A 20,670-nucleotide genomic window follows, 5' to 3' on the forward strand; every position below is an offset into this window, starting at 1 on the left:
TCAGAACAAACATAACTTATGACTAAAACGTATTATTCAAAAGTCTCATACCTCCTTCTAGGCTTTATATTTGTTGTCTTTTTCGGACCACTTATATTCTACGCCTTCGATGAAGGTACGGACAAGAGTTTATTAGGAACAGGATTATTTCTGCTGATTATTTTTGCATTTGTTCTGCATATGTTTTTTTCAACCACCTATACCATCAAAGACAATATCCTCAAAATTAAAAGCGGATTTATACCCTTTAATCCTATTCATATTTCTGAGATTACGGAAATAACAAAAACGAATAGCATCTTATCCTCGCCAGCCGTTTCTTTCGATAGAATTGAAATCAAGTACCAAAAGGTGAACAGCATTATTATTTCTCCAAAAGATAAACACAGCTTCGTTAAAGATTTGAGTACAATCAACCCAAATATTAAAATCAATATTTCTTAACTCTGAAACGTCAGCATTGAATCCCAAAGCCACTTATTTAAAAGGCAAGTCTGTATTTATAGTTTCCTTAATTGTGATAGGGATTACCATATTGACGGTTTATTTAAGTGGGATAAATTATAATAGATCGTTAACTTCAAATCTTTACTGGTCTTTAAGCCTAATTGCCACAGCTCTGTTTTTATTCATGACTTATGGCCTTTACAAAGGCGTTGGACTCGTAGATGATTTTCCAAAATTTAGAAATTTTAAAAGAGGTGAATTAATTAACAGCACGACACCAACTTTTGACACTCCAGTTGTTTCCGTAGGCGATGGTATTGGCGGATTTATCTTATCTATATTGCTATGGATTGGAATGACCATCTTGTTTGTGATTTTACTCCTTTTACTTGAAGCTATATTTTGGTTTTCTCTTTTTATAATTTTGGCCATGCTATATTGGTTGGCTTTTTGGAATCGTATACCTCACTGAAATCATGAGATAAAACGTATTTTAAATCATCTTCTAACTTTATAGTCATACCTAACCATCATATTGATATATTTGACAATAATCACGCTCTTTAAATAATATTATTAAAAGTCACACCCCACAAACCACAATTTAGAAGACTTAAAATAATTTAAAGATTGTTATTTGTTTTCAAACACTTTATTTCAAATGATAGCATCAAACGAGTTAGTCACTTATATGTGGATTTTATTAGCAGTATATGCTGCAGTAATTTTATTTTTTGTGATTCGAGGGGCACGAAAAAACACAAGCATGAAGGATTATGCCGTAGGAAACATTGGCTTCCCTTCATGGGTGGTTGGTTTGTCTTTAGCAGCATCCATGACCAGTGCTGCTACTTTTATTATTAATCCGGGGTTTATTGCGCTTTACGGACTTTCTGGTGTACTTTCATTTGCAGTTGTCATGCCTATTGCGGCCTTTATTTCTTTAATCGTTTTTACGAAAGGCTTCGTTAAGCAAGGAAACGCCGTGAAAGCCACCACGATGGCACAGTGGATAGGCAAACGCTATAAGAGCAAAAGTTATTCACTGTTCTTCGGAATTATAGCATTGTTGCTCATCACCTTTATTGTACTAATCAATGTGGGTTTAACCCAAGTGATTTCTAAGTCACTAAATGCAGATCCTTTCTATGTTCTTATGGGAATCACTGCCTTTGTCTTTGGTTATATGATGTTTGGAGGTGCTAACTCTATGGTTTATACCAATACCATTCAAGCGATAATCATGTGTATTGTGGCACTAATTTTAATCTTTTCTGGTGCCGAATATTTTTCAGATGGCATTAGTGGTTTCCTTGAAAAACTTAAGGCTATCGACCCAAATCTTATCAAAACCACCAATCCAGACAGTTTTCTGTTTAGAGATTATTTTGAAATAATCTTAGCTCAAATTGTTATTGGTGTTGCTATAGTTTGTCAGCCTCATATCATCACAAAATCACTTTTACTTAAGGATTCCAGTAAAATAAACACTTACTTATTCAGCGGCATTGCCTTTATGATTGTGTTTTTCTTAGTGGTTATTGTGGGTCTATACGCACGTATTAGTTTCCCTGATTTTATGGCTAATGGCGAAAAACTTAAAATGGATGAAATTGTTCCCACTTATGTGGTCACCAAGTTTACCGTTGGTGTTGGGTTGGTTATTGTAGTTGGTTTAATTTCTGCTGGCTTATCTACTTTAGAAAGTCTTATTCAATCCCTATCTGTAACCATAACCTCAGACATTATTAATCCTATATTCAAAGATAAATTTTTGGATAATAATGTTTCTATCAATAAAGTGGTTATCATTGTTCTTGGTGTCGTCAGCTTTTTATTAAGTTGGGATCAGATTAAAAATCCAGATGTGAGCGTTGCCATATTTGCGCAGAATGGTGTTTACGCCTATTTTGCCGCAGCTTTCGTTCCTGTATTGTTTGGAACTTTCTTAACCGATGTTTCAACACGTTCGGTATTTATAGCCAGTATTACGGCTATTGTTGTTCACTTCGGAATTTATTACGGAAGAATCACCCCTTATATGCAAGAACGTGTAAACAACCCAGGCGTTTCTGCAGCTATTGGAATTGTTTCATCCCTTGTTGTCGGTTATATTATTTATAAATTAGATTCGAAAAAAGTAAAACTTGGACACACTAGATTGGACAGCTAAATGGGCAGATTATACGCCTGAAAAGATTGCTATTACCTCGTATGACTCAAATGAGACTTATACCTATAGCGATCTCAACAGCTATGCCAATAAGTTAGTTGAAAAGTTCAAAGAGCTTCAGCTTGACGAAGGCGATAGAATTGCAGTTTTAGCCGAACACGGTTTAGAATACATGGTGCTTTTTGTAGCTTGTCAGCGCATGGGACTTATAATTGTTCCGCTAAATTACCGTTTGTCTACCCATGAAGTATCTAAACTTATTTTAGACTGTACGCCAAGAGTCCTTATTTACAGTGACAATCATAAAGACAAAGCGACACAATTACAACTTCAAGACATAAAAGCATTCTCGTTTAAAACTATAAAGCATTATTATAAAAAGGCAGAAAACCGATCCATAAAATCCTTTCAGATTAAAGAAGATAATGCCTTATTTATTTTCTATACCTCTGGAACTACAGGTCTGCCCAAAGGCGTAATTTATACTAATAAAATGTTGTTTTGGAACAGTCTTAACACCTCCATGCAACTTGGAATCACTTTCAGAGATTCTACCATTAATATTTTACCACCTTATCATACTTCAGGTTGGCATATTTTCGTCACACCATTATTGCACAAAGGAGCTCACATAGGTATGTTAGAAAAGTTTGATGCCGAAAAAGTTTTATGTCTTTTAGAACTCAATAAGACATCACTATTTATGGCTTTACCAACCATGCTACTAATGATGCAAAAGACCGAAGTATTTCATAAGGTTAACCTTAAAAAGCTTCGCTATATTATTTCAGGAGGCGAAAAAGTACCGTCAGAACTCGTCACGTTTTGGAAAAAGAAAAAGAATATTTTTATAAGACCAGGCTATGGACTTACAGAAGCAGGACCGAGTATTACATCCTTACACCATAAAATGGCGCAACTCAAGCCAAATTCTATAGGAAAACCAAACTTTTATTTAGACTTAAAAATTGTTGATGAAAATGGTGAATGCGTCGAAACGAACCAAGTTGGCGAATTATGCATTAAAGGTAATATTGTCACTCCTGGCTATTGGAACAACTCCGTAAAAACTAGTAACAAAATAAAAAAAGGTTGGTTATTTACTGGGGACTTTGCTTATAGTGACGAAGAAGGTTTTTTGTATATGAAAGGGCGTAAAAACGATATGTACATTTCTGGTGGTGAAAATATTTATCCGCAAGAAATTGAAGCCCAATTAGAACTCGTAAAAGGCATAAAAAAGGCCGTAGTTTTAAGTGCCAATGACGAGACATGGGGAGAATGTGGCATAGCCTTTGTAACCACCACCAACGATGATGTTTCTGTTGAATACATTCGCGAAAAGCTCAAATCAAAACTAGTCGCTTTTAAGCACCCAAAGTATATTTTTATTTTAGATGATATTCCATTAACGAGTTTAGGAAAAGTGTCCAGAAAGCATCTTTATTCCTACTTTAACACTATAAAATCTCAAGAATGAAACGATTAGCATATCTATTTCTCATAACACTCATAAGCACTAACGCATTTTCGCAAAACTCAAAGAAACTCATGAAAGAGATACTTTCAGAATATAATTTTAAAACCTACACCACAACTTTAGATAGCATAGACATTAGTTATATTAAAGAAGGTGAAGGTGAAAAAACCTTATTATTCATCCATGGATTAAGTAGTAATTCGGATGCCTGGGCAAAAAATATTGAGAGCCTGAAAGACGACTATACCTGCATTGCGATAGATTTACCTGGTTACGGAAAATCTTCAAAGCCTGATGCCGACTACACACCAACGTATTTTGCAAAAATTATTCATCAGTTTATTGAAAAATTAGAGTTAAAAAACATCATACTGATTGGACATTCGATGGGCGGACAAGCCAGTATTAAATTTGCCACGACCTACCCAAATACTATTGAAAAACTAATATTAGTAGCACCAGCAGGATTGGAGCAGTTTAGAGATGAAAATGCTAAGTTTATGAAAGCATTTTTTACGCCTGAATCGGTTAAAAACACTCCGGATGCACAAATTGAAAAAAATTATGCCCTCAACTTTTACGAACAACCTGAAGATGTTTCAAAAATGATTAACGACCGGAAAAAAATTATTGAAGCTTCAGATTTTGACGCGCATTGCGAGGCGATAGTAAAAAGCATTTCCGGTATGCTAGACGATCCTGTTATTAAAAATTTAGAAAACATAATACAACCAACTTTGGTTATATTTGGAGATAAGGACATGTTAATACCTAACCGCTACTTTAATCCAGATTTAGATACTGAATCGGTTGCTAATGTGGCTACTAAACATATTAAAAACGCAAAGGTAGAACTCATAAAAGACGCTGGGCATTTTGTACAATTTGAAAAGCCAAACGAAACTAACGTCCTCATTGAACAATTTGTAAATGAGTAATGAAAACTAAGCTTAAAAAATTCACAGAATTTAGCAAAACCATTCTTCCACATGAAGCTAAATATCTTGAATCTAAATATCAATTTACAGACCCAGAAAAGCTAAGCATTATCTCATTAGTCATTTCTAATGCCGTATCTCAGCAAGGGCGAAAGGATTTCGATACAACTATAAATAAACGCAAATACTCCTACATTAAAGATTGGATTGAAAAGCGTTTATTAAGCATAGATGTCGATGCTACTATTGCTTGGATTATGTCGTTAAAGGAAAAAATTCTGACGGATGCTATTTCCTCACAAGAAGAAAAAGAGTTTCTTCATTATATTTCAACCTATAGAGCCGTAGATTTTAATTTTCAAAATTTATTTGATCTTGCTAAAGAGTATAAGTCATACCTCTTGGTGAGAATGCGCTATAAAGACCATAATATTGTAGCCGACTTTATAGAAAATTATAAATCTCATTATTCTGAAGTTAAAGCAATCAAAGACAAACTCTACGATGCTACAACAGAAATCACTAATCAATACACCTTAAACAATCACGAAACCAAGCACCTTGAAGATTGGTTACTACAGGTATTTAATGACAAACACATTGACGGCAAAAACAGATATCAAGCCTTTGTTTTATTAGCTTTCATGTACACCAATTACAGTGAAAATGATAAGCTAAAAGCCATTCTTGATCAGATTGACGATTATTTTAGTTTAGGCGAAATGTATTCTCGTCGATTACTTTCTAATTATTATGCTAGTCGTGTTTTGCTTCATTCAAAACAAGATGAATTTAAAGAAGCTGAGTTTTACGGTTACCTCTCAATCAGACAAAACAACAACGACACCTTGATGTATCTGAATAATTTGGTTGCCATTTTATTACGAAACAACACCCCCAAGAAAGCGTTCGATTTATTAGAGAAATACAAAGAATTGTATAGAGACACTCATAACTATCATCAGAAAATTGGCTACTGTTCTTATCAGATTCGCGTGCTATCTGAGCTTCAAAAAAATGAATTGGCAGAATCCACCGCCAAGACCTTTCTAAAGAAATATAAAAATGAAGTTCTCAACCATCGTTGGCATCACTTTTTCACCTCGTACATTAATGTATTAATCATTCAGGAGAAGTATGAAGAAGTTCTAAAACTCGCTTCAAAATTTAACCTTAACACTAAGGAGAGTGAGCGTCAAAAACAGAACAATTACGTGCCTAATATTTCTTGGAGCATATCACTTTCAAGATATATGGAAGGTCAAATTAATTCATCACGGCTATTAGAAGAAATAAAAGCACCTCTTAAAGACACTCAACCTACTAAAAATCAGAAACAACTGATGATTAAGGTGATAAATAAGCTTTCCAACAATTTACCTGAAGCCTTTTTAGAGTTAAAGTCACACATTTAACTTCTCCCTCTATTATTGACACTTTTATCGACAATTACCGATTAAATTGAACTATATTTTTAAAAGTCACACCTATTAGCTTGTGATTTTACATGAGTTAATTTTCTTTTTCATAATAGATTGGCTCTACAAACTAACTTAATCAATATTCTAGTATTATGAAAAAACTATTTTTTGTACTCACCTTAATTAGTTCTTTTTTCATGTCTGCCCAAGAAACGGGTAGCATTAAAGGAGTAATTACCGAAGACAGCGGCATGCCCCTTTCTGGAGCTACCGTATATATTAAAGCCTTAGATAAAGGTACAATAACGGATTTTGACGGGAAATATATGCTCGACAATATCGCAGAAGGCACTTATGATGTGACGGTATCTTATGTGGGCTATGGCACATCTACTCAAAGTGTTTCAGTCACTGGCGGAAAAGCAACGACATTTAGCGTTAAGTTAAACGAATCTAATAGTATTCTAGATGAAGTTATTTTAACAGCAAACAAGCAGCCTCAAAAAATTACGGATGTTCCTGCTACAGTAAACGTCATTACAGCTAGAGATATTGAAGAGTTCCCAAGTTTTAATGTTGGTGAACTAGCAGCAAGACAGAAAGGTGTAGATTTCGTTAGATCAGGTGTTTTAGGAACAGGAATTAACATTAGAGGATTCAACTCGGCTTTCAACTCAAAGAACTTACAAGTTACTGATGACAGATTATCTACATTAATCGCGACAGGTTTACCATTAGGATCATTCTCTACGGTTACTAAGGATGATATTTCACGTGTTGAAATTTTATTAGGTCCAAATGGAACACTTTATGGTCCAAACGCTCATAATGGGTTAATAAGCACTATTACGAAGCACCCAAGAAAATCTGAAGGAACTACTGTTGCTTTAGGCTTAGGTAATCAAAGTGTTTTTACTGCACGTTTAAGACATGCAGAAGCTATTAATGATAAGTTCGCTTATAAGTTTCACTTTGAACATTCTCAAGGAAAAGAATACAACTATACCGATAGCGTTTATGTTGGAAACAAAGCCTACAAAGAATTGGATTTAGATCGTGATTTCTCTTCAAGAAAATATGGGGCTTCTTTATACTATAAGCCAACTAAAGAATCAGAACTTATTGGTTATTACGGACATAGTAACAACAGCAATATAGGAATTACAAGTGCCGGAAGAAACCAAATTAAAGATTGGACTATTGATATTGCTCAATTAAAATTTGTGTCAGAGCATTTCTTCGCTAATACCTATTATACATGGAGTAAAACTGATGATACTTACGCTATGAACCAAAGAACGCAAAACTATGTATCGTTTATAGAAAATGGATTCTCAGAAGAAGAAGCTCGTGAACGTTCTTTTACTGAACAATGGTTCCCAACAGGCCCTGGAACAGGAGTCGCCTTACAAAGAGGAGCACTTTTTAAAGATGACTCACAACGTTTTAATGCAGAAGCACAGTATAACAACAATTGGAATGATTTCTACGTCACCGTTGGCGCACAGTACCAATTAGACATGGCTGATTCTGACGGGACTTACCTTTTAGATCAAGATGGAATTGATTTAGCACAGACAGGAGTTTATACACAGTTAGAATATAAATTAGAAGATTCTGGATGGGGCTTCTTATTTGGAGGACGTTACGATAATCACGATTTATATGGCTCTAACTTTATTCCAAAGTTAGCAATCACTAAAAAAGTTAATAGTGGTACATTTAGAGCGACTTACGGAAAAGGTATTGCAGTACCTTCAATATTAAACCTTAAAGGAAACTTATTCGGAGGGTTAGTATTAGGTAATGGTGAAGGATTCACTTTAGCAGACGGGACTAAAATTCCTAAATTAGATGTTGAAACTATTAATTCTTACGAGATTGGTTATAAAGGTCAGTTAAGCGACAAATTATTTATAGATGTTAATGCCTATTACAACCAATCAGACAACTTTATTAGCCCATTAGTTAACGTGGCTGACACGGCCAACGGAAACTTTGTAACTCATGTAGGAGATCAACCAATTGGTGATGTTATTGAAGGGTCTAACGGCTCATTTGTCTTAACCTATTTAAACTTTGGACATGTTGATACTTATGGTGCTGATATTGGCTTAAACTACTACTTCAGTAATTCATTCAGATCATCTTTCAACTACTCTTACTTCGGTCGTGAATTAGACAAGGACGATTTAGCTAATGACGGTAACTTAGATGGTGTTGTTTTAGAAAGCGAACTACCAGTAAACACTCCAAATCATAAATTCAGCTTAGGATTTCACTATAATAGCGGAAAATTCTATGGGGCGATCTACGGAAGGTTCGTTGAAAAATACGATTTCTTCTCTGGTATTAACGTAGCTGCCGAAACTCAAGATATGGATGGTGATGGTGTTAATGAGATTGTTGAAAATGCACGTGTAGGAAGAACTTGGAACTACGGACAATTAGGAGGTTTCACAATCGATGCTAACGCAGGTTATAACGTAACTGACCAATTATCTATGGGACTTAGCATTTCTAACTTATTAAATAATGAAGTTAGAGAGTTTGTAGCGTCACCAGCAAGTGAAACTTTAGTTTCTTTTGAGCTTAAGTACAAATTTAACATTAAGAAAAGTAACGCAGCAAGCAACAACTAAGTTTCATAACTATGTCAAAAGCACAAGTTAATACAATAGAACTTGACTATGAAGACAGTGGAAAAGGGAAGGTACTTCTATTGCTTCATGGGTTAGGATCCACAAAAAAAGATTGGGACGCACAGGTCCCTTTCTTTTCTAAAACGCACCGCGTAATTACGGTCGACTTAAGAGGTCATGGTAATTCTAGCAAGCCAGAAGATGATTATGGTGTAGAATTAATGACGGAAGACGTCATACAGCTTTTAGATCATTTAAATATTAAAAAAGTAACAGCTGTTGGCTTTTCAATGGGCGGCGCTGTTGCTTTTGAAATGGCAGCCAGCCATTCTGATTATCTAGAAAATTTAGTGATTGTAAATAGCGGTCCGGATTTTAACGATATGGGTAAAATCGGTGAAGATATGCTGAAAAGCAGAGTCGAATTCTTAAACACCAAAGGGTTAGCTCCTCTAGCCAAGGAGATTGCTTTCAATATGTTTCCAGAAGATCATCAAGTTGAGCTTCGAAACGAATTTGAAACACGATGTAAAAACAATGACTTTAATTCTTATTTCAAATCATTCGTCACCTTAATGGCTTGGGGTTTAGGAGACAGAATTAAAGACATTACAACGCGAACTCTCGTGGTAGCATCGGACATGGATTATACACCTATTTCTTTTAAAGAAGAATATGTGAATCGCATGCAAAATGCCAGATTAACTGTGGTAAAAAACTCTAGACATGGTGTTGTGATCGATCAGCCTGAAACCTTCAATTTAGAACTTAAAAAATTTTTAAATCATGAATAAAACCGTTCTTATCACAGGAAGCACAAGCGGAATTGGCTTAGGAATTGCAAAGCAATTTGCTAAAGAAGGTTATAATATTATGTTCCATGGTTTAGAAAGCAATGGTGCCGAAATTGCTGAAGCGGTTGGAAAAAAACAGCATATAAACGTCGCGTTTTCCAATGCCAACTTAATGCAGTCAGATGCCATTGAACAATTAATAGAAGACACGATTTCAACTTTTGGAGCACTGCATGTTTTGGTTAATAATGCTGGAATTCAATTTGTATCACCTATTGAAGACTTTCCAAACAGCAAATATGAAAATATTATAGCTATTAATATGAATGCTGTTTTCTATGCTTCAAAAGCCGTTTGGAAGCAAATGAAAAAACAAAAGTTTGGAAGAATTATCAATATCTCTTCTGTGCATGGCATTAGAGCCTCAGAATATAAATCGGCATACGTCACCGCTAAGCACGGTGTCATAGGAATGACGAAAGTCTTAGCCTTAGAAGGCGCTAAATTTAATATTACCTGTAACGCTATTTGTCCTGGTTATGTTAAAACACCTTTGGTTGAGGGACAGATTAAAGATCAAGCTAAGGCACATCATATGACAGAGGCCGAAGTTGTAGAAAAAGTGATGCTAATAAAACAAGCCGTAAAGCAATTTGTGCCTTTAGAAGCCATTGCAGACATGGCGATTTTATTAGCGAAAGAAAGCTCAACAACCATCACAGGAACCGAATTTGTGTTAGATGGCGGATGGAGCGCTCAATAAACCCTAGTATGAATTTATAAAACTGCTAAGTATAGAATCGTACTTTAAATAAAATTAGGCATCAGAAACCTTTAAGTGTTAGTCAAAAATCTCTGATGCCTTTTTTTATATCGAACTTGAAAAGTTCTCTAAATGCTTGGTTTACTTCCCTAACATTAATAACTCGTTACAAACCACTTCTGTGATATAACGCTTTATCCCATCTTTATCTTCATAAGATCTTGATGTTAATTTACCTTCAACAGCCACTTCTTTACCTTTTGTAACATATTTTTCTACAATCTGCGCTGTTTTTCCCCATGCCACAATATTGTGCCATTGCGTGTCTACTACTTTTTCACCTTTGGCATTTTTATAGCTATCGTTAGTTGCTATTGAAAATTTTGCCATTGTTTTTCCTGATTCAAAATTGGTGATTTCTGGATCATTTCCTAAGTTACCAATCAACTGTACTTTGTTTCTGAGCGTGTTCATAATAAATAAATTTAATGGTTAAACAGTTAATACTATCGAGTTCTTATGTTTCGACAATGCAAAGATGTGAGAGCTTGCAAGTACTAGTCGGTATTTAACCACTTACATTCGTTTGTAATCGTTTGTAACTAATTAAAACCACCTATACAATTGAAATTATTGGGATTTATTGTATTTTTATTATGATGTGTAAAAAGTAGATTTACATAATAGTTGTGCGGCAGCTAAAAAACGACACCTAAGAAAACTGACAAATTGAAATTAAAACGTTGGACATATTTAATAATCGGACTGCTTATTTTAGGATTTGCAGGACTTTGGACATTTAAGAATTTCAACTTTAACTCTGATTTCGAAATAGGACAACAAATTGACGAATTCAATGGAGTTTATGTTTACTTCAATGGTGGCGTTGGTAATGTAACCGAGAGAAATACAACAACTGACGGCTACAACATTGGACTAAAATATCAGTGCGTAGAATTTGTAAAAAGGTACTATTATGAACATTTAAATCATAAAATGCCTGATAGTTATGGTCACGCAAAAGACTTCTTCAACAAATCCCTAAAAGACGGACAGAAAAACAAGCAACGTAATCTAATACAGTACTCAAATTTCAGTCAGACAAAACCGAAAGTTGACGACTTATTGATTTTCGAAGGAACAGTATTTAATAAATACGGTCACGTTGCGATAATTTCAAAAGTGACTGATGACGAAGTTGAAATTATCCAGCAAAATCCAGGACCATATGGACAATCAAGAGAAACCTATGACTTGGAATTTGAAAATAATAAATGGACAATCGAAAATGACCGAGTTTTAGGATGGTTAAGAAAAGAAAAATAAAGCCGACCGCACAACAACGGCTATACGTAATGCGGGTTTTGGTGCTAAAATGAAAGTAATTGAATATTAACAAACATATCGTTAGGCGGACACTGAAGTGCTACTCAATCCCGCACTACGCATAGCCAAACCGTTGGCATTAATTAAAACCGAAATTCATAAATGGGGAAAAAATTAACAGTATATATGATTGATGGAACTGCTTACGGTCCAAGATTAAGTGAAATTGGAAATTGGGTAGGAAAAGCAATTTATAGTCCAAGAGCAACTGTTAACAAAATAATGAACAGAAGTGAATTCGATAATCCTGGAATTTACTGTTTAAAAGGAGACCCAACAGACGATGCTTTTGATGAAAAAATATACATTGGAGAAGCTGAAAATATAAAAACTCGACTAAAACAACATTTGAGTGACCCTAATAAAGATTTTAAAGAACTTATCTTTTTCGTCAGTAAAGATGAATTATTGACAAAAACACAAATAAGGTATCTGGAATCAAGGCTTGTTCAATTAGCGATTGAGGCTAAAACTGCTCAAATTGACAACGGAAACTCACCAAGCTTACCGACTTTACACGAGGCTGACATTTCAGATATGGAATATTTTCTTGAACAAATTAAGTTAATTCTTCCTGTTATGGGCTTCAAATTTCTCATTTCGTCAACAGTAAAACAATTAACTGAAAATGAAATAGAAAAATCTAATTTTACTCACGAAACATATTTTATAAAGACCAAGACATTTAAAGCTTCAATGAAAGAAACTGACCAAGGTTATATAGTCCTGAAAGGAAGTGAAGCTAAAAAGAACTTATCGAATTCTTGCACAGAAACTTATAGGAATATGAGAAGAAAATTAGTTGAAACTGAAATTATGGTAGAAAATAAAGACAAGCTAATTTTCGCAGAAGATACAGTTTTCAATAGCCCAAGTGCAGCATCGAATATGATTTTAGGAAGAAACTCCAATGGATTTACTGAATGGGTTAATGCTAAAGGACAAACATTTAGAGAAGTACAAGAAATAACTAATGCCAACAATGTATAACCGCAATTACGGCGGATTCGACTACGTCCGAATCCACTCGGAATTGCTAAAGTCTGTGCTTAACCGAAAAACATTATCTTTAATCCCGTAACTGACGGTTATACGAGACCGTTGTGGTGCATTTAAAAAAAATCGGAAAAGCATCAAAATTTAGAAAAAATATTGTAATTCGAAGAACAATTTTTGAGAAATATAAAAAAATAAAACTGACTGAATAACCAATGAATAAAAGGACACTCGAACAGCAACGAATTGAATTTTCAAATCAAAAATTTCTTGCTACACCTTTATCAGGACTAATAGTTTGGACAATTATCGGAATTTTTGGGATTTTTTTCTCTGATTTTATAGCAGTTTGGTCTATTTTTATTGGAACTGGTAGTATTGTGTATTTAGCTATGTTCATTTCAAAATTCACAGGTGAAAATTTCCTTGATAAAACAAAACCAAAAAATGAATTTGATAAGCTTTTCTTTTTTACGGTTGGACAAGCACTTTTAGCCTATTCTATTGCAATTCCTTTTTTTATTATAGACTATTCTTCATTGCCTATGACAGTCGGAATTTTGACAGGCTTAATGTGGTTACCATTTTCTTGGATAATTAATCATTGGGTTGGGATTTTCCACGCAACTTTTAGAACGACAATAGTTCTTGCACTTTGGTATTTATTACCTGAACATAGATTTATTGCTATACCATTCGCAATCGTACTGATTTATATAATAACAATCGGAATTTTGAAAAACAGGCGAAATAAAGAAGAACGTGGAAATAAAAACGCACCACAACACTGTGTATAAAAAATGCTTATTTTAGTGCTTAATCAAAAGGAAAGTTCGTGTTTGCTTACTTCCGATTTTCGTTCCGAAAATCCTCTGACACAAACACGCACTTTTCATACACGAAACCGTTACCACACATTTGAGAAAAACGCTATTCATATTGACCATTTTGATTTTCCAACAAAATCTTTACTCTCAAAAAGAAATTGTTGGAAAGGTGGAATTTTACAAATCTGTGGAAAGCGAATACCGAATTTTAGAATCTTTTCCAGATGGAACAATCAAGAATTTGACAAACAGAAAACATAAAATTAAGATTGAACAAAAAGATAGCATTTCTGAAATAGTAACTGATTCAACCGGAATTTTTAAATTTACAACGGACTTAAAAAAAATTATCCGAATTAAAGTAAACGACCACTCACCTGTTCTCAATGAAACTTTTGAGTTTGACTTTAATGAAATTCGAGATACTTTAAAACTTCGAATATCTGACAAAAAATTAGCTGTTTACCGAGATTCAATAGCAGAACCTGAATTTTATAAATTGTATAGTGAAAAACAAGCTGAATTGGATTTTGAAAATGGAATTCGCAGAGTTTTTGGTGGTGGCGGATTTTTGGCGGATGAAACTTATAAAAGAAATAAATTATTAGCAAAAAAATATAACCTTAAATACGAATATCTATTTGGCTGTATAGTAGAAAGAAATAAAATAAGAATTATAAATCGTTACAACGAAGTAATGAAAAAACTAATCGGAATAAAAGAAAACGTGTGGTAACACCGTGCATAATTAATTGCTTCTTTTAGCTCACTTACGAACATTACTTCACCAGTTCGCTTTGCTCGAGTCCTGTGAAATATTCTATCTGTGATTTATTTGCTAACTTAAGATACACAAATCCGTTAGCACTCATTTGAGAAAAACATTATACATATCTACAATTTTATTGGTTTTAAGTTGTGAAAACAATCCAACTGAAATTCGATATTATCCTACCGACCGAGATTTCTCTGCTGAAACTTCACAATTAATCCTACTTGACACAACCAAATTAAATTTTAGACAAATAACAAACAGGGTTGGAACTTACGATAAAGATTACGGAAAATTGGTCGTGGAATTTAATGATAAAAAAATCAAAAAAAGAATTACACCATACATCTATGATGGCGGATTAATTAGATCTAAAAATATATTACGAATTAAATCTGACTCGATTCTAATTGATGAAAATTATCCGATTAGTGACCTAAAACAGATTTTGAAAAGACATTACCTGAATAAAGGAAAAGCTCCTTATTACCCTGATTTACCGCGAAATGCTATTGTCGAAGTCACAATAGATACAAATAAAACTGGAAAAGAGCTCAAAAAAGTTTTAACTCAATTGACACGGACATTTGACGAGATAAAAAAAGAAACAAAAGATACTATTGAATTGAGAGTGTTTTTCGATTATTTAAGGCAAATTCCACCACCTCTACCGCCACCGAAAATGGAATCTAAAAATGAATAAAAAACGTGTACTGACACCGTGTATAATTAATGGCTTGTTTTAGCTTACTTACGAACATTGCTTCGCCAGTTCGCTTTGCTTGGGTCCTGTGAAATATTCTATCTGTGATTTATTTGCTAACTTATTCACTTAAACACGCAACCAACCTCAAACTTAATTACAATAATCTTCGTACTTTTTTTGAAATAAAAGATCCTGAATATGTAAATAATAAGGAGAAAAGAACTTGAACTAAATTCTATAGAAGAATTTTCAAAATCAGTAGGCGTTCAATAGAATATAAGTCAAAAAGACGATTCGTAATTTTAGCTTAAGTTTTGTGTTCATTTCATAATCAACAAACTTTAATTGTTAAATTCTGAAATGGTTTTCTTCAATATTTATATAGAATTAACTCTCTACAAAAAGTCACGTTCCACCTCCTTCTAAAAACTAATTGAAAAATTTGTAAAGACGATTATAAATTGGTATAATGGATGCTTTTCCATTAATTATAACCTCTAGTATGATGACTTCTAAAATCAATAGTTTCATAGTTAATAAAACATCCTTAATTATTTACAGAACTTTTTTTCGGTACTTAAACTCAAGGTAAGTTTTTCTAAGATTTTAGGATTCATTGAATGTTTTTTTTCCACAACCTATTAATCCATAGGAGCACGTAAGGGAAAGAAATTTGTTTCAAATTATTATTTTAAATATCAATTTTTTATATGTCTATTAAAGTTTCTAGAGAAGAACCTACGTCTAAATTTTTAGGTCTCGTTGTAAACAAAACTGTGTTTTTTGCTACAATCGCAGTTATTGTTTTCACCGTTGGATTTACATTACTATTTCAGGAAGAAGCAGATTACTATTTCGGAATAGCACAAACCGCTGTCTCTGCACATGGTGGTTGGATATACACATTATCTGTTAACCTATTTATCGTTTTTTGTCTATACATGGCTTTAAGTAAGTTTGGAGCCATAAGAATTGGAGGAAAGAATGCCAAACCTGAATTTAGTTTATGGGCGTGGTTTGCCATGCTCTTCAGTGCAGGAATTGGTAATGGATTAGTGTTATTTAGTATTGCGGATCCTGTTCGTGACTTTTTAAATCCACCTCGTTTAGCAGGCGAAGAGCCAGCACTTATAGCACAAGAGGCCATTAATTTCTCATTTCTACACCACGGAATTCACGGTTGGGCTATTTACTCGGTAGTAGGTCTTTCATTAGCCTACTTCACCTTTAATAGAAAAATGCCACTCACCTTGCGTTCGGTATTTTACCCAATTCTAGGAAACAGAATCTACGGATGGATGGGTGATGTCATTGATATCATGGCCGTCATTACCACGCTATTCGGACTAGCAACGACCATCGGATTTGGAGTTGGGCAAATTAATTCAGGATTCACTCATGTTTTTGGAATTCCGAGTTCATTATTTTATCAAGTTATTATCATCTTAGCTGTAACCTTAGCGGCCACCATTTCGGCATTTAGTGGTGTTAACAAAGGAGTTCAAATGTTAAGTAAACTGAACGTAAGAGTAGCCTCAGCAATCTTTTTATTGGTTTTAATATTAGGGCCAACGACGTTTATTTTTAAATCATATATCCAAAATATAGGAAGTTATTTAGTTCACTTTGTAGACATGTCAACTTGGACAGAATCTTTACGTGGCACGGACTGGCAAAAAACCCGAACAATTATGTATTGGGGATGGTGGATATCATGGTCGCCATTCGTTGGGACCTTCATCGCAAGAATTTCCAAAGGACGAACTATTAAAGAGTTCATTCTTTGTGTACTAATTTTACCAGCCTTAGTCACTTTCCTTTGGTTTAGTGCCTTTGGCGGAACGACTATGCGTGATATTTTACTTGGTGATACCGCCATGATTGCTGCAGTAAACGACAATATTTCAACAGCACTTTATGTGTTTTTCGACAAATTCCCATTAGCTGTTGTGCTTAAAAGTTTAGGTCTTATACTAATCTGTAGTTTCATTATTACTTCAGCAGATTCAGGCGCTATTGTTGTAGATAGTATTACCTCTGGTGGCCGATTAAAAACGCCAAAATACCAACGCGTAATTTGGGCAATTTCAATTGGTATAATCGCCTCTGTTTTAATGTATGGTGGTGGATTAAATGCTTTACAAACGGTAGTCACCATTTCCGGACTTCCATTTGCTATCCTATTAGTTATGATGTGCTTTTCACTCTATAGTGGAGTTAAGGAAGACACTGAAAAAGCAGAGCGCAAAGAGAAGCTTGCAGAGCGTGAATCCTATAGAAAAAACATTCTTAATTTGGTTAATAAAGAACGTGAAGAGAAAAATTTAGAGAGAATAGATCCCGATACGAAAACTGAAAAGATATCAGACCCAACTGACCTATAAGTTTTCAATTGGTGAAATCATTAAAGAATACATTAAAGCATAGAAACAAATGAAAAAGGCGATAAAATTAGAAAATGAATTAGTGTTAATGGTCGCTTTGGACCTAACTGAAATGGACGCTATTCTGTTAAAGTATGTGAGCTACCTATGTAAGGTGTGGAATATTGAGCATTTATATTTTACACATAATATTAAGCAGTACAAGTTATACGATTTATACGACGATTTACTTGAAGAAGGTATTACGGTTGAAGATATCGTAGATCGAAGTATACAAAACACCGTTGATAAACACTATACAGGCTCAGTGCCAAATACAGTGCTTATCACATCAGATGATTATACCGAAAGTATTTTAACGCACTTGGCAAAAAAATACAAGGTTGATATCATGGTTACTGGTAATAAGGATGAACTTCAAGGGACAGGAGCTATGAACCAAAAACTTGTTCGAATGCTTGACACTAGTGTGCTTTTAGTTCCTGAAGAAGCAGAACATAAGATGGAAAATGTATTAGTTCCTACCGATTTTAGTTCAGCTTCCGCAAAGTGTTTTTCAGTAGCCGATAGTTTAGTAGAACGTTCTGGCGGTAATATTGCAGCCTTACATGTTTATAATATTCCATCGTTTTTCTACCCTTATATCAATCAAGAAAAGGCAATAGATAAAACTGAACGTCATCTCAAGGAAAAAGTACAACAGTTCCGAAAAAAGTACAAAATCTCTGAAGACATTCCTTTTAGATATACCTTAAGAGAAGACTTATCTGTCGTTGATGCGATTACACGTCATGCTGAAAAAGGGAAATTCGATATGATTGTCACCTCTGCACGAGGAGGAAACAAAATTACCAAACTCTTTATTGGAAGCGTAACCAATGATTTATTAGTAAGTCATATCAAAGTTCCTTTATTGGTTATTAACTAAAGAAAAGCATAACTTTACATTTCTTTAAAAAACAGAAAAAATCGAATATTTATTCAGACAAAACACCTCCATTACAAACACGATTGGTTATGAAAAATGCACTTCTAATTTTAAGTATCATGTTGAGTAGCACATTAGCAACAGCACAGAAAACAATGACGCCAGAATTACTATGGTCTGTTGAACGCCTTAGCGTTATGGGACTTGACAAAGATGGTTCTACCCTATTCTTAAAAGTATCAATTCCAAATATTGAAGAAAACAATTTCGATTCTAAGTATTATAAAATGCCAGTCTCAGGCGGAGATTTAGTCGAAATTAAAAAGGAAGAGGTCAAAGCAGTAGACAAAAATGTATCGTCTGATGGGAAATACCAACTATTCCACAAAGAAGTTCATATCGAAGATATAAAAGGAAAAGACGTTTATAAACATTTAGACAAATCTGATGTTTATGTATTTTCAGATTTAGACATTCGTCATTGGGATACTTGGCAAGATGGTAGCTACAATCACTTATTCTACAAAAAAGTAGGGTCTGAGGATGAAGAAGGTACCGATATTATGCCTAACGAACCTCACCACACGCCTCAACGTCCTTTCGGTGGCGATGAAGATTATGTTTGGTCTCCAGATGGAAAAAGCATTTATTACGTAAGTAAAAAATTAAAAGGAAAAGCATACGCTAACAGCACCAATACAGACATTTACAAATACAACCTAGAGACTAAAACCACGGAGAATATTACTGAGGATAACAAAGGTTACGACACCAATCCATCATTCTCTACAGAAGGTGCTTTAGCTTGGTTACAAATGAAGACCGATGGTTATGAAAGTGACAAGAATGATATCGTTGTTTTAAACCAAGGTGTAAAACAAAACTTAACTGCAAACTGGGATGGAACAGTAAGAAGTTTTTTATGGAGTAACGACGGAAAAGACATTTACTTCACAGCGCCAGTAGATGGAACTATTCAGCTTTTCAAAGTCAACTATCCAGGTAGAAAACGAATTGCTCCTATAGTTGAACAACTTTCAAAAGGTCAATTTGATGTGACAAGTATTGTAGCTCAGCAAAAAAACACGCTATTAGTAACTAGAACAGACATGAACCATGCGGCTGATGTGTTTAGCTTCAATATGAAAAATAGCGGCTTTAAGCAATTAACGGACATCAACAAAGATTTATACAATAGCGTTGATTTACCTAAAGTTGAAAAGCGTTATGTGACTACAACAGACGGCAAACAAATGTTAGTTTGGGTTATTTTACCTCCTAACTTTGACGCATCTAAAAAATACCCAACCTTATTATACGCTCAAGGTGGCCCACAATCGCCACTATCTCAGTTTTACTCTTACCGTTGGAATTTCCAACTAATGGCTTCACAAGGTTATATTATTGTTGCACCAAACCGTCGTGGTATGCCAGGACATGGTGTAGAATGGAACGAAGCTATTAGTAAAGATTGGGGAGGACAAGTGATGGATGATTACTTATCTGCTATTGATGAAGTTGCTAAAGAACCTTACGTAGATAACGACCGTTTGGGCGCTATTGGAGCGAGTTTCGGTGGATATTCTGTGTTTTATTTAGCAGGAATTCATGAAAATCGTTTTAAAACCTTTATCTCTCATGATGGCGTTTTCGATACAAGAACTATGTATGGAACTACCGAAGAATTATTCTTTATCAACCATGATTATGGCGGACCATATTGGGATAAAGAAAATGAAACCGCTCAAAAGGCTTATAACGAGTTTAACCCAATCAATTTGGTGTCTAAGTGGAATACGCCTATTTTAATTATTCAAGGCGGAAAAGATTTCCGTGTGCCAATTGAGCAAAGTTTAAGTGCTTTCCAAGCAGCACAAATGTTAGGTATTAAAAGTAAGCTATTGTATTTCCCTGAAGAAAACCACTGGGTACTACAACCACAAAATGCTTTAGTATGGCAAAATGAATTCTTTAAGTGGTTAAAAGATACCCTTTAGAATTATTTTTTTAAAA

18 protein-coding genes are annotated in these 20,670 nt (G+C 34.4%); 17 read left to right on the plus strand and 1 reads right to left on the minus strand.

Annotation, left to right across the window (positions count from 1 at the left end; genetic code table 11):
* The first annotated feature begins 18 nt into the window (after positions 1–18).
* The 9 genes from DFQ11_RS02875 (at position 19) to DFQ11_RS02915 (ending at position 10,658) form a co-directional block, all read left to right on the plus strand.
* Positions 19–444, plus strand: a complete 426-nt coding sequence (locus DFQ11_RS02875; protein WP_110474101.1) for a PH domain-containing protein — start codon at positions 19–21, stop codon at positions 442–444.
* Positions 445–460: 16 nt separating this feature from the next.
* Positions 461–919 (plus strand): hypothetical protein, encoded by a 459-nt coding sequence (locus tag DFQ11_RS15095; RefSeq protein WP_146221493.1) that lies wholly within the window; start codon positions 461–463, stop codon positions 917–919.
* A gap of 189 nt (positions 920–1,108) precedes the next feature.
* Positions 1,109–2,620: a sodium/pantothenate symporter gene (locus DFQ11_RS02885; protein WP_110474103.1), complete on the plus strand. Its 1,512-nt coding sequence runs from the start codon at positions 1,109–1,111 to the stop codon at positions 2,618–2,620.
* On the plus strand, positions 2,595–4,100 hold the full coding sequence (locus DFQ11_RS02890; protein ID WP_110474104.1) for a class I adenylate-forming enzyme family protein: 1,506 nt from the start codon (positions 2,595–2,597) through the stop codon (positions 4,098–4,100). Before DFQ11_RS02885 ends, DFQ11_RS02890 begins: the two co-directional genes overlap by 26 nt.
* A 71-nt stretch (positions 4,101–4,171) precedes the next feature.
* Positions 4,172–5,038: an alpha/beta fold hydrolase gene (locus tag DFQ11_RS02895; protein WP_158524977.1), complete on the plus strand. Its 867-nt coding sequence runs from the start codon at positions 4,172–4,174 to the stop codon at positions 5,036–5,038.
* Entirely contained in the window at positions 5,038–6,453 is a 1,416-nt protein-coding gene (locus DFQ11_RS02900) for a hypothetical protein (RefSeq protein WP_110474106.1), read from the plus strand. Before DFQ11_RS02895 ends, DFQ11_RS02900 begins: the two co-directional genes overlap by 1 nt.
* Positions 6,454–6,611: 158 nt before the next feature.
* A complete protein-coding gene (locus DFQ11_RS02905; RefSeq protein ID WP_110474107.1) occupies positions 6,612–9,101 on the plus strand; it encodes a TonB-dependent receptor in 2,490 nt (829 codons plus the stop codon).
* Positions 9,102–9,112: 11 nt separating this feature from the next.
* Complete coding sequence (locus DFQ11_RS02910) at positions 9,113–9,895, plus strand: alpha/beta fold hydrolase (protein ID WP_110474108.1); 783 nt, start codon at positions 9,113–9,115, stop codon at positions 9,893–9,895.
* Positions 9,888–10,658 (plus strand): 3-hydroxybutyrate dehydrogenase, encoded by a 771-nt coding sequence (locus tag DFQ11_RS02915; RefSeq protein ID WP_110474109.1) that lies wholly within the window; start codon positions 9,888–9,890, stop codon positions 10,656–10,658. Before DFQ11_RS02910 ends, DFQ11_RS02915 begins: the two co-directional genes overlap by 8 nt.
* 141 nt (positions 10,659–10,799) lie before the next feature.
* Here the strand turns inward: DFQ11_RS02915 and DFQ11_RS02920 are convergent, their stop codons facing one another.
* Complete coding sequence (locus DFQ11_RS02920) at positions 10,800–11,132, minus strand: single-stranded DNA-binding protein (protein ID WP_110474110.1); 333 nt, start codon at positions 11,130–11,132, stop codon at positions 10,800–10,802.
* Positions 11,133–11,387: 255 nt separating this feature from the next.
* Between DFQ11_RS02920 and DFQ11_RS02925 the strand changes: the two genes are divergently transcribed.
* From DFQ11_RS02925 to DFQ11_RS02965, 8 genes are all read left to right on the plus strand, one after another.
* Positions 11,388–11,984 (plus strand): CHAP domain-containing protein, encoded by a 597-nt coding sequence (locus DFQ11_RS02925; protein ID WP_110474111.1) that lies wholly within the window; start codon positions 11,388–11,390, stop codon positions 11,982–11,984.
* Between the two features lie 162 nt (positions 11,985–12,146).
* On the plus strand, positions 12,147–13,034 hold the full coding sequence (locus DFQ11_RS02930) for a GIY-YIG nuclease family protein (RefSeq protein ID WP_110474112.1): 888 nt from the start codon (positions 12,147–12,149) through the stop codon (positions 13,032–13,034).
* Between the two features lie 221 nt (positions 13,035–13,255).
* The gene (locus tag DFQ11_RS02935) at positions 13,256–13,837 is read left to right on the plus strand and encodes a DUF7010 family protein (protein ID WP_110474113.1); all 582 of its coding nucleotides are present in this window, start codon (positions 13,256–13,258) and stop codon (positions 13,835–13,837) included.
* Positions 13,838–13,958: 121 nt separating this feature from the next.
* Positions 13,959–14,603 carry a hypothetical protein gene (locus DFQ11_RS02945; protein ID WP_158524978.1) on the plus strand — a complete coding sequence of 215 codons (645 nt, stop codon included), beginning with the start codon at positions 13,959–13,961 and terminating at the stop codon, positions 14,601–14,603.
* Between the two features lie 136 nt (positions 14,604–14,739).
* Positions 14,740–15,342 carry a hypothetical protein gene (locus DFQ11_RS02950; protein WP_229791230.1) on the plus strand — a complete coding sequence of 201 codons (603 nt, stop codon included), beginning with the start codon at positions 14,740–14,742 and terminating at the stop codon, positions 15,340–15,342.
* Positions 15,343–16,055: 713 nt separating this feature from the next.
* Positions 16,056–17,729, plus strand: coding sequence for a BCCT family transporter (locus DFQ11_RS02955; protein WP_110474117.1), 1,674 nt, complete (start codon positions 16,056–16,058; stop codon positions 17,727–17,729).
* Between the two features lie 49 nt (positions 17,730–17,778).
* Entirely contained in the window at positions 17,779–18,657 is an 879-nt protein-coding gene (locus DFQ11_RS02960) for a universal stress protein (protein WP_110474118.1), read from the plus strand.
* Between the two features lie 89 nt (positions 18,658–18,746).
* The gene (locus DFQ11_RS02965) at positions 18,747–20,654 is read left to right on the plus strand and encodes a S9 family peptidase (protein ID WP_110474119.1); all 1,908 of its coding nucleotides are present in this window, start codon (positions 18,747–18,749) and stop codon (positions 20,652–20,654) included.
* The last annotated feature ends 16 nt before the right edge of the window (positions 20,655–20,670 follow it).

Origin of the sequence: Winogradskyella epiphytica (assembly GCF_003217215.1) — a bacterium.
Lineage (GTDB): Bacteria > Bacteroidota > Bacteroidia > Flavobacteriales > Flavobacteriaceae > Winogradskyella > Winogradskyella epiphytica.

Coding starts and splice junctions, on each gene's coding strand:
- DFQ11_RS02875 (WP_110474101.1), top strand. CDS start 19: ATGACTAAAACGTATTATTCAAAAGTCTCATACCTCCTTCTAGGCTTT.
- DFQ11_RS02885 (WP_110474103.1), top strand. CDS start 1,109: ATGATAGCATCAAACGAGTTAGTCACTTATATGTGGATTTTATTAGCA.
- DFQ11_RS02895 (WP_158524977.1), top strand. CDS start 4,172: ATGAAAGAGATACTTTCAGAATATAATTTTAAAACCTACACCACAACT.
- DFQ11_RS02900 (WP_110474106.1), top strand. CDS start 5,038: ATGAAAACTAAGCTTAAAAAATTCACAGAATTTAGCAAAACCATTCTT.
- DFQ11_RS02905 (WP_110474107.1), top strand. CDS start 6,612: ATGAAAAAACTATTTTTTGTACTCACCTTAATTAGTTCTTTTTTCATG.
- DFQ11_RS02910 (WP_110474108.1), top strand. CDS start 9,113: ATGTCAAAAGCACAAGTTAATACAATAGAACTTGACTATGAAGACAGT.
- DFQ11_RS02915 (WP_110474109.1), top strand. CDS start 9,888: ATGAATAAAACCGTTCTTATCACAGGAAGCACAAGCGGAATTGGCTTA.
- DFQ11_RS02920 (WP_110474110.1), bottom strand. CDS start 11,132: ATGAACACGCTCAGAAACAAAGTACAGTTGATTGGTAACTTAGGAAAT.
- DFQ11_RS02930 (WP_110474112.1), top strand. CDS start 12,147: ATGGGGAAAAAATTAACAGTATATATGATTGATGGAACTGCTTACGGT.
- DFQ11_RS02935 (WP_110474113.1), top strand. CDS start 13,256: ATGAATAAAAGGACACTCGAACAGCAACGAATTGAATTTTCAAATCAA.
- DFQ11_RS02955 (WP_110474117.1), top strand. CDS start 16,056: ATGTCTATTAAAGTTTCTAGAGAAGAACCTACGTCTAAATTTTTAGGT.
- DFQ11_RS02960 (WP_110474118.1), top strand. CDS start 17,779: ATGAAAAAGGCGATAAAATTAGAAAATGAATTAGTGTTAATGGTCGCT.
- DFQ11_RS02965 (WP_110474119.1), top strand. CDS start 18,747: ATGAAAAATGCACTTCTAATTTTAAGTATCATGTTGAGTAGCACATTA.